The sequence below is a fragment of the Xanthobacter sp. BG11Y11_SDJG genome, from assembly GCF_057364445.1.
On sequence record NZ_JBNFNU010000187.1, the window covers coordinates 1 to 7,952 of the forward strand.

A 7,952-nucleotide genomic window follows, 5' to 3' on the forward strand; every position below is an offset into this window, starting at 1 on the left:
CGCGCCGGTGCCGGCGAGGGCGGTCGCCGCCTCGGCCCAGTCCACCGCCTCGGCGACGCCGGGGGGCTTGGCCAGCGGTTCCTGCCGCAGCAGGCCCACCGCATGCACCACCGCCCGCGCGGTGCCTTCCGCCACGGCGGAGGAGCGCATCATGATGATCTGCGCCTCCCGCTCCGGCTCGGGATAGGCGATGTAGTGGTAGACGCAGCGCCGCCGGAGCGCCTCGTGCAGCTCGCGGGTGCGGTTCGAGGTGAGCACCACCACCGGCCGCTCGGCGGCGCGCAGCGTGCCGCGCTCGGGGATCGAGATCGAGAAGTCGGAGAGGAATTCCAGCAGGAACGCCTCGAACTCGTGGTCGGACCGGTCGATCTCGTCGATGAGGAGGACGGTGGATTCCGGCCGCCGCAGGGCCGCGAGCATGGGCCGCTCGATGAGGAAGTCGTCGCGGTAGATGTCGATGCTTTCGCCCTCCCGCGCCTGGCGGATGGCCAGCATCTGGCGCGGATAGTTCCATTCGTAGAGGGCGGCCGCCGCGTCGATGCCCTCGAAGCATTGCAGGCGGATGAGCTGGCGCCCCAATATGCCGGCGAGGGCTTTCGCCGCCTCGGTCTTGCCCACGCCCGGCGCGCCTTCCAGCAGCAGCGGCTTGCCGAGCGCGAGGCTCAGATAGCCGGCTGTGGCGATGCCGTCGTCCGCGAGATACATCGCGGCGCGCAGGGCGTCCGCGAGCGCCTCGGGGCTGACGATGCCGGCGACATTGGTGCGCAGGGCCATGGGTCAGCGCCAGTTCGCCGGGCCGCCGCGGCGCGGCTGGGGCGCACGCCGCCATTGGCCTTGATGCCGCGCAGGATCTTCTCCGGCGTCAGCGGCAGCTCGTCCACCCGCACGCCGACGGCGTTGTAGATGGCGTTGGCGATGGCCGGCAGCACCGGATTGGCGCACATCTCGCCCGGCCCCTTGCCGCCGAACGGACCGTCCGGCGCCGGGCGCTCCAGCACCGTGACGTGGTAGGGCGCGATGTCGCCGGGGCCGGGCATGAGGTATTCGTTGAAGTCGCGCGGGCCGTGCTCCGGGTCGGGATAATAGGGCTCGGGCGTCTCGTAGAGGGCATGGCTGATGCCCATCCAGGCGCCGCCCACCAATTGCTGCTCCACCATGCGCGGATTGATGACGCGGCCGAGCTCGTAGGCGCTGGTCATGCGCAGCACCGTCACCTCGCCGGTCTCGTCGTCCACCGTCACGTCGGCCACCAGGCAGGCATGGGCGAAGGCGGTGTTGGGGTTCATCTCGCCGGTCTCGGCATCCACCGCCGAGAGCGGGATGAGGAAGATGCCGCGCCCTGCGATGGTGCGGCCCTGCTTGAACTGGGCGGCGAGGGCGGTGGCCTTCACCGTGATGCTGCGCGAGGGCGCGCCGCGCACATGGATGTTGCCACGTCCGTCGGTGACGAGGTCGGCGGCATTCACCTCCAGTTCCTCGGCCGCCGCCTCCAGCAGCACGCCACGCGCCTCGCGGGCGGCGGCGATCACGGCATTGCCCATGCGGTGGGTGCCGCGCGAGGCGAACGAGCCCATGTCGTGGGGGCCGGTGTCGCTGTCAGCGGTGTCCACATAGACGTCCTCGATGGGCACGCCCAGCGTCTCGGCGGCCACCTGCCGCGTCACCTGCTTCATGCCTTGGCCGAGATCGATGGCCGAGAGCGCCACACCCCACGCGCCGGGCGCCCTCGCCGCCTGCGCGATCACCTTTTCTTCCCTTCTGCGGACAGAGCCCATGACCAAGATCCCCGAGCCCGCCCGCCCGCTGCCCCTCGAAGGGGTGCGCGTCCTCGACGTGAGCCAGGTGATGGCGGGGCCGGTCTGCGCCATGCTGCTCGGCGACCTCGGCGCCGACGTCATCAAGATCGAGCCGCCGGGCGCGGGCGACCAGACCCGCGGCGCCATGGGCTTCAAGCTGAAGGGCGCGGACAGCCTCGGCTTCCTCAACATGAACCGCAACAAGCGCTCGGTGGCGCTGAACCTGAAGACCCAGGCCGGGCGCGACGCCTTCTATGCGCTCGCCGACGGCGCCGACATCCTGGTGGAGAACTACCGGCCGGGCGTGACGCGCAAGCTCGGCATCGACTACGAGACGCTCGCCGCGCGCAACCCGCAGCTGGTCTATGCCTCCATCTCCGGCTTCGGCCAGACCGGGCCCTGGGCGCAGCGGCCGGGCTTCGACCTGATGGCGCAGGCCATGTCCGGCGTCATGAGCGTCACCGGCCATCCGGGCATGCCGCCGGTGAAGGCGGGCGTGCCGGTGGCCGACATCGGCTGCGCTCTGTTCGCCACCTATGCCATCCTCTCGGCCTATATCGGCCGCCAGCGCAGCGGGCTCGGCCAGTTCATCGACGCCAGCCTGTTCGACGCCGCGCTCGCTTTCTCCATCTGGGACGTTTGCGAATACTGGGGCACCGGCGTGGTTCCGGGGCCGGTGGGCACCTCCAACAAGATGAGTGCGCCCTATCAGGCGGTGCGCTCCAAGGACGGCTGGTTCGTCATGGGCGCCACCAACCAGCGCCTGTGGACCCGGCTGTGCGAGGCCATCGGCCGCCCGGAACTGCTCGCCGACCCGCGCTTTGCCGACAATCCGGCGCGCCTGAAGAACCGCGAGGCGCTGATCGCCGCGCTGGAGGAGACCTTCGTCACCCGCAACTCTGAGGAATGGGTTGGGGAATTGCTCGCCATGGGTCTTCCCGCGGGCGCCATGCACACATACCCTGAAGCCTTCGACAGCGAGCACGGGCGGCACAGGGGGATGCGCATGGAGATCGATCACCCGGTCGAGGGCACGGTGCCCAATATCGGCTTTCCGGTGAAGCTCACCGGCACCCCCCAGCAGGTGCGGCGGCATCCGCCGCTGCTCGGCGAGCACACGCGCGAAGTCCTGGCCGAGGCCGGGCTCGACGCGGCGGCGCTCGCGGCGCTGGAGGAGGCCGGCGCGTTCGCGCCGGAGGCGCCATGAGCGGCGCGGCCCCGGCCCGCGCCGAAGGCTCGACCCGCCTTGCCATCGCCGATGGCATCGCCCGCATCACCTTCGACCGCCCCGCCGCCCGCAACGCCATGACCTGGCACATGTATGAGGAACTGGCCGAGGCGTGCGCCACCATCGCCGCCGATCCCAGCGTGCGCGTCTGCATCCTGCGCGGCGCCGGCGGCAAGGCGTTCGTGGCCGGCACCGACATCACCCAGTTCGACGCCTTCGCCTCGGGCGAGGACGGCATCGCCTACGAGAAGAAGGTCGAGCGCTTCATCGCCGGCATCGAGCAGCTGTCCGTCCCCACGCTGGCGGTGGTGGAGGGCGTGGCGGCCGGCGGCGGCATGGCCATCGCCAATGCCTGCGATCTCAGGGTGGCGGCGTCGGGCACGCGCTTCGGCGTGCCGGTCGCCGCGACGCTGGGCAACTGCCTGTCGGCGTCGAACCTCGCACGGCTGACCGCCAATCTGGGCGAGGCCTGGGTGAAGCGCATGCTGCTGCTCGCCGAGATGCCCACCGCCGAGGAGATCGCCCCCACCGGCTATCTCGCCGCCGTGGTGCCGCCGGAGGAGCTGAACGCCAAGGTGCGGGTGATGTGCGCGGCGCTGAAGAGCCACGCGCCGCTGACCATGGCCGCCACCAAGGCGGCCTTGTTGCGCCTGCGCACCGACCTCACCCCGCGCGACGAGGACCTGGTGCGCGCGGTCTATGGCAGCGCCGACTTCAAGGCCGGGGTGAAGGCCTTCACCCAGAAGCGCAAGGCGGAATGGGAGGGGCACTAGGCGGCGAGGAGGGGCCGAGCGGCGGGAACGAAGGGGGGAGGGCCGGCCGAGCCTGCCCACGCCAACCATGCATCCCTACGGCGGCCATCCTCACAGCCGTCATGCCCGGGCTTGCTCCAGGCATCCACGCGAGGCCGCGCGGACGGCGGTGGGGTCTCCGTTTGCGGCCCGCGTCGCGCACCCTGCCGCAGCCTCCCGAACGGCGCCGAAGGCGCCTGGCAACGGGCCGCCCTCGGCCAAGTAAGGTTCAAGTAAGAAACGCTTCCTGACGCTCCGGCCCGTCGCTACCGCCCGCGCGCGTCGGCTACCGCCGGCCAAGCCGGCCGATGAGATTTTCGCGATCAGGCGCGAAATGGGTTCGACTCTTTGCCATCTCCGTGACAGTCTTTGAGTCTTCGCGTTGCAGACAAGGAGAGGCACTTCATGTCCATCCAGTCGCACCTTGACGAACTCAAGCGTCGTCACGCGGCCATCCAGCAGGAAATCAACCGCGAGCTCGCCCATCCGGGCTCCGATCCGCTCCGACTGGCGGAATTGAAGCGCAAGAAGCTGGTACTGAAGGACCAGATCACGCGCACCGCCGCAACGGTCCACTGACTCTCTCAACATCGGGTATCGATCGGGCGTTCACGCCGGTCCCGTGCGGGGCTGGCGGATCGCCCGGTGCTGCCCAGGTCGGCGCACGCCGGACGCGCCTGAGAGGACTGATCCTCGGGCCGGTGCGTCCGGCGTGTGCTTCGGCTGCGGTCACGGATGCCGCCGCAGCCACCGCCGCCGCGCAATTTGTTGCTGCCAACTTTGTTGCTGCCGACTTGGCCGCCGCCGACTTTGCCGCTGCCTAGGCCGGCGCATCGTCCAGGAAGAACCCCACGGAGAGCGCCGCCACCGGCGGCTGCCAGGCGTGGGGGCCGTGATACTCCATGTAGGTCAGGTCGTAGCCCGCGCCCTTCAGCAGGCGCGCATGGGCGCGCCCGCTCCGGTCGATGGGGATCTGCGTGTCCTCGATGCCGTGCGAGAGGAAGACCCGCGGCGCCCCCTCCTGCAGGTGCACCGACATGAAGCCCGCCGACGAGACGATGACGTGGGTGACGAACCGCCCGTTGGTGAGGCCGAGCGAGAGCGCATAGCTGCCGCCGTCCGAATGGCCGGCAAAGGCGATGCGCGCGGGATCGATCCGGAAGCGGGCGGCCGCCTCGGCCAGCGCCTGGTCGAGGCGCTCGCGGTCCGGCCCGTTGCCGGCGATGACGATGTCCCAGGTGGGAAACAGCGATTGCGGCACCAGCAGCAGGAAGCCGCGGGACAGCGCGTGCTGCTCCATCATCGGCAGGATCTTCTGCGCGCTGCCGCCGCCGCCGTGGAACAGCACCATCAGAGGCGTGGGCACCTCGGGATCGATCCCCTCCGGCACCACCAGCAGCGCGTCGCGTTCGGCGAACAGGCCCAGGTCGTTCCGACCGGGCGGCAGCGCCGGCTTGGACCGCGGCACGTCGGGCGTGAAGGAGAGGCGGCCGGCGAGGCCGGGATCGATGGCGCCGTCGAGCATCGCATTCCTCTGGTCGACCGGATACGGAACACCCGATCCATGGCCCGACGCGCCGCGCGGCGTCAAGGGCGGTTCAGGGGGCGCCTAATGTCAGCCGGCGCTGCGCCCGTCCTGCTCCAGTGCGCGGCGCAGGTCGACGAGATCCTTCCGCAGCCCCACCACCTTCTCCCAGGAGAGGCCGGAGGCGGCGAACAGGCAGCCGGGCACCGAAGCGGCCTGATCCCGCAGCGCCCGGCCCTGGTCGGTGAGGCGCACGCGCACCACGCGCTCGTCCTTTGGATCGCGGGTGCGCACCACATGGCCCATGGCTTCCAGCCGCTTCAGCAGCGGCGTCAAGGTACTCGATTCGAGGCCGAGCGCATCGCCAAGCGCCCCCACGGTGCGCTCGTCCTTTTCCCACAGGGCCACCATGGCGAGATATTGCGGATAGGTCAGGCCGAGCGGGTCGAGCAGCGGCTTGTAGAACCGCGTCATGGCGTGCCCGGCGGCATAGATCGCAAAGCACAGGAACTCGTCCAGCGGGGGGATCGCGGTGGGCGTCTCCGGGGCAGGGGGCCGTGACGGGGGTGACATGGCGGAATCCTGTGCGCCCGCCGGGATGGCGAAGGCGGCATAGAGGAGCGGGACGGCCGCGACGATCCAAAATAATTATCGCATCGATATAATCGCAAGCATTGACATCTATCCCGGTCTCGGCGATAAAGATCGTACACGATTAAATCGCTCTCGATTAATTAACCGAGGGCGCCCCAAGCCAGGAGACCTCTCATGTCCGTCAATGTCCTCTATTCCACGTCCGCCCGCGCCAATGGCGGCCGGGAAGGCCGCACCGCCACGCTCGACGGCGCGCTCGACCTGAAGCTGGCGCGCCCCAAGGAGCTGGGCGGCAACGGCGCGCAGGGCGTCAATCCCGAGCAGCTGTTCGCCGCCGGATATTCCGCCTGCTTCCTCAGCGCCATGCAGTTCGTGGCCTCGCAGGGCGGCACCGCCAAGGTGCCGGCGGACACCACCGTCACGGCCACCGTGGGCATCGGCCCGCGCTCGGAAGGCGGCTTCGGCCTTGAGATCGCGCTCGCCGTGAGCCTGCCCGGCGTCGAGCGGGAGGCCGCCCAGGCGCTGGTGGAGAAGGCGCACCAGGTGTGCCCTTACTCCAACGCCACCCGCGGCAATATCGACGTGAAGCTCTCGGTGGTCTGACCGCACGGCGCCCCTCTCCCCGGCGGGAGGGGCGCCGGCGACTGCCGTCAACCGTCGCCGGCTTCCAGGATTGAACAGCGCCCCCGGATGCATTCATAATTCGTCCGGGCGAAGGAACCGGCGCACGGGCGCCGCCGCCCGGTGGAGCGTTCGACCGTGTCCGAAGCGGGATTGATCTCACGGCGCAGCCTGCACGACGAACTCGTCGACCTGCTCCACGGCATGCTGCTGCGCGGCGAGCTGCGCGCCGGCGACAAGATCAACGAGCAGGCGCTGTGCGCGCGCTTCGGCGTCTCCCGCACGCCGCTGCGCGAAGCCTTGAAGGTGCTGGCCTCGTCCGGCCTCGTGGTGCTCTCGCCCAATCGCGGGGCTTCGGTCGCGCGAATCACGCCGCAGGAGGTGGACCAGCTTTTCCCCATCATGGGGGCGCTGGAGGCTTTGGCCGGCGAGATCGCCTGCGCCCGCATCTCGGACGCCGGCATCGCCGAGATCCGCCGCATGCATGACGAGATGGTGCGCCATTTCCGGGAGGGCGACCCGGCCGCCTACATGAAGCTCAACCGCGCCATCCACGACGCCTTCTTCGCCGCCGCCGGCAATGCCGAACTGACCCAGCTCTACCAGACCCTGCTGGTGCGCATCCATGCGGTGCGCTTCACCGCCAAGAAGTCGCCCGAGCGCTGGGCCGAGGCGGTGCGCGACCACGAGGAGATGATGGCGGCGCTGGAGCGGCGCGACGGCGCGCGCCTCGCCGCGGTGCTGAAGGAGCACCTGAAGCACAAGTCCGGCATGGTGCACGAATCGCTCGGCGAGGACGCGCCCGCGGCTGCCGAGTGAGCGCGTCCTTCCCCGCGCGGCCCGGCGATCCGCTGGCGGCCATCGACACCCCGGCGCTGCTGGTGGACCTCGATGCGCTTGAGGCCAACATCGCCGCCATGGCGGCGTTCGCCCGGCAGGCCGGCATCGCGCTCCGCCCCCATGCCAAGACCCACAAATGCGTCGAGATCGCCCGCCGGCAACTCGCCGCCGGCGCGGTCGGCCTGTGCTGCCAGAAGGTTTCCGAGGCGGAAGCCTTGCTGCCGAGCGGGGTCGCCGATCTGCTCGTCTCCAACCACATCGTCGGCAGGGCCAAGCTCGCCCGCCTTGCCGCTCTGGCCCGGCGGGTGCGGGTGACGACCCTCACCGCCGATGCGGCGCACGTCGCCTTGCTGTCCGAGGCCGCCACCGCGCATGGCGTGACCTTCGAGGTGCTGGTGGAGATCGATGCCGGCGACGACCGCATGGGCCTTCGCGGCCAGGACCTGCTGCCGGTGGCGCGGGCGGTGGCCGCCGCGCCCCGGCCTCGTGCTGCGCGGGCTCCAGGCCTATAGCGGCCCGCTCCAGCACGTGCGGGACGCTGCGCGCGGGCCGATGCG

The 7,952-nt window shown here is 70.5% G+C and carries 9 protein-coding genes and 1 pseudogene; 6 read left to right on the forward strand and 4 right to left on the reverse strand.

Annotated features, from left to right (window positions below; genetic code table 11):
- Positions 1-774: AAA family ATPase (locus tag AC2W7M_RS15120; protein ID WP_486133063.1), on the reverse strand; the 774-nt coding region annotated here is incomplete at its 3' end.
- 38 nt (positions 775-812) lie between these two features.
- Positions 813-1,718 (reverse strand): annotated as a pseudogene (locus tag AC2W7M_RS15125) (xanthine dehydrogenase family protein molybdopterin-binding subunit); the annotation flags it as partial.
- Positions 1,719-1,773: 55 nt separating this feature from the next.
- Here AC2W7M_RS15125 and AC2W7M_RS15130 point away from each other — a divergent pair.
- The 3 genes from AC2W7M_RS15130 to AC2W7M_RS15140 all read left to right on the forward strand — a co-directional run bounded on the left by AC2W7M_RS15130 (position 1,774) and on the right by AC2W7M_RS15140 (position 4,394).
- Entirely contained in the window at positions 1,774-3,003 is a 1,230-nt protein-coding gene (locus AC2W7M_RS15130) for a CaiB/BaiF CoA transferase family protein (protein ID WP_486133064.1), read from the forward strand.
- Complete coding sequence (locus tag AC2W7M_RS15135) at positions 3,000-3,797, forward strand: enoyl-CoA hydratase (protein ID WP_486133065.1); 798 nt, start codon at positions 3,000-3,002, stop codon at positions 3,795-3,797. The genes AC2W7M_RS15130 and AC2W7M_RS15135 overlap by 4 nt, the downstream gene beginning before the upstream one ends.
- 423 nt (positions 3,798-4,220) lie before the next feature.
- The gene (locus tag AC2W7M_RS15140) at positions 4,221-4,394 is read left to right on the forward strand and encodes a YdcH family protein (RefSeq protein WP_486133066.1); all 174 of its coding nucleotides are present in this window, start codon (positions 4,221-4,223) and stop codon (positions 4,392-4,394) included.
- 241 nt (positions 4,395-4,635) lie between these two features.
- On the opposite strand, the gene AC2W7M_RS15145 is transcribed toward AC2W7M_RS15140, so the two are convergent.
- Positions 4,636-5,340, reverse strand: a complete 705-nt coding sequence (locus tag AC2W7M_RS15145; RefSeq protein ID WP_486133067.1) for an alpha/beta hydrolase — start codon at positions 5,338-5,340, stop codon at positions 4,636-4,638.
- 90 nt (positions 5,341-5,430) lie between these two features.
- Entirely contained in the window at positions 5,431-5,913 is a 483-nt protein-coding gene (locus AC2W7M_RS15150; protein WP_486133068.1) for a MarR family winged helix-turn-helix transcriptional regulator, read from the reverse strand.
- 195 nt (positions 5,914-6,108) lie between these two features.
- On the opposite strand from AC2W7M_RS15150, the gene AC2W7M_RS15155 reads away from it, so the two are divergent.
- The 3 genes from AC2W7M_RS15155 (at position 6,109) to AC2W7M_RS15165 (ending at position 7,907) form a co-directional block, all read left to right on the forward strand.
- Positions 6,109-6,537 (forward strand): organic hydroperoxide resistance protein, encoded by a 429-nt coding sequence (locus tag AC2W7M_RS15155; RefSeq protein WP_486133069.1) that lies wholly within the window; start codon positions 6,109-6,111, stop codon positions 6,535-6,537.
- Positions 6,538-6,693: 156 nt separating this feature from the next.
- On the forward strand, positions 6,694-7,374 hold the full coding sequence (locus tag AC2W7M_RS15160) for a GntR family transcriptional regulator (RefSeq protein WP_486133070.1): 681 nt from the start codon (positions 6,694-6,696) through the stop codon (positions 7,372-7,374).
- Positions 7,371-7,907 carry an alanine racemase gene (locus tag AC2W7M_RS15165; RefSeq protein WP_486133071.1) on the forward strand — a complete coding sequence of 179 codons (537 nt, stop codon included), beginning with the start codon at positions 7,371-7,373 and terminating at the stop codon, positions 7,905-7,907. Before AC2W7M_RS15160 ends, AC2W7M_RS15165 begins: the two co-directional genes overlap by 4 nt.
- Positions 7,908-7,952 lie beyond the last annotated feature (45 nt).

Bases quoted from the DNA above. Each gene is read 5' to 3' on its own strand.
- AC2W7M_RS15140 (WP_486133066.1), top strand. From the start codon at position 4,221: ATGTCCATCCAGTCGCACCTTGACGAACTCAAGCGTCGTCACGCGGCC.
- AC2W7M_RS15130 (WP_486133064.1), top strand. From the start codon at position 1,774: ATGACCAAGATCCCCGAGCCCGCCCGCCCGCTGCCCCTCGAAGGGGTG.
- AC2W7M_RS15145 (WP_486133067.1), bottom strand. From the start codon at position 5,340: ATGCTCGACGGCGCCATCGATCCCGGCCTCGCCGGCCGCCTCTCCTTC.
- AC2W7M_RS15155 (WP_486133069.1), top strand. From the start codon at position 6,109: ATGTCCGTCAATGTCCTCTATTCCACGTCCGCCCGCGCCAATGGCGGC.
- AC2W7M_RS15135 (WP_486133065.1), top strand. From the start codon at position 3,000: ATGAGCGGCGCGGCCCCGGCCCGCGCCGAAGGCTCGACCCGCCTTGCC.
- AC2W7M_RS15150 (WP_486133068.1), bottom strand. From the start codon at position 5,913: ATGTCACCCCCGTCACGGCCCCCTGCCCCGGAGACGCCCACCGCGATC.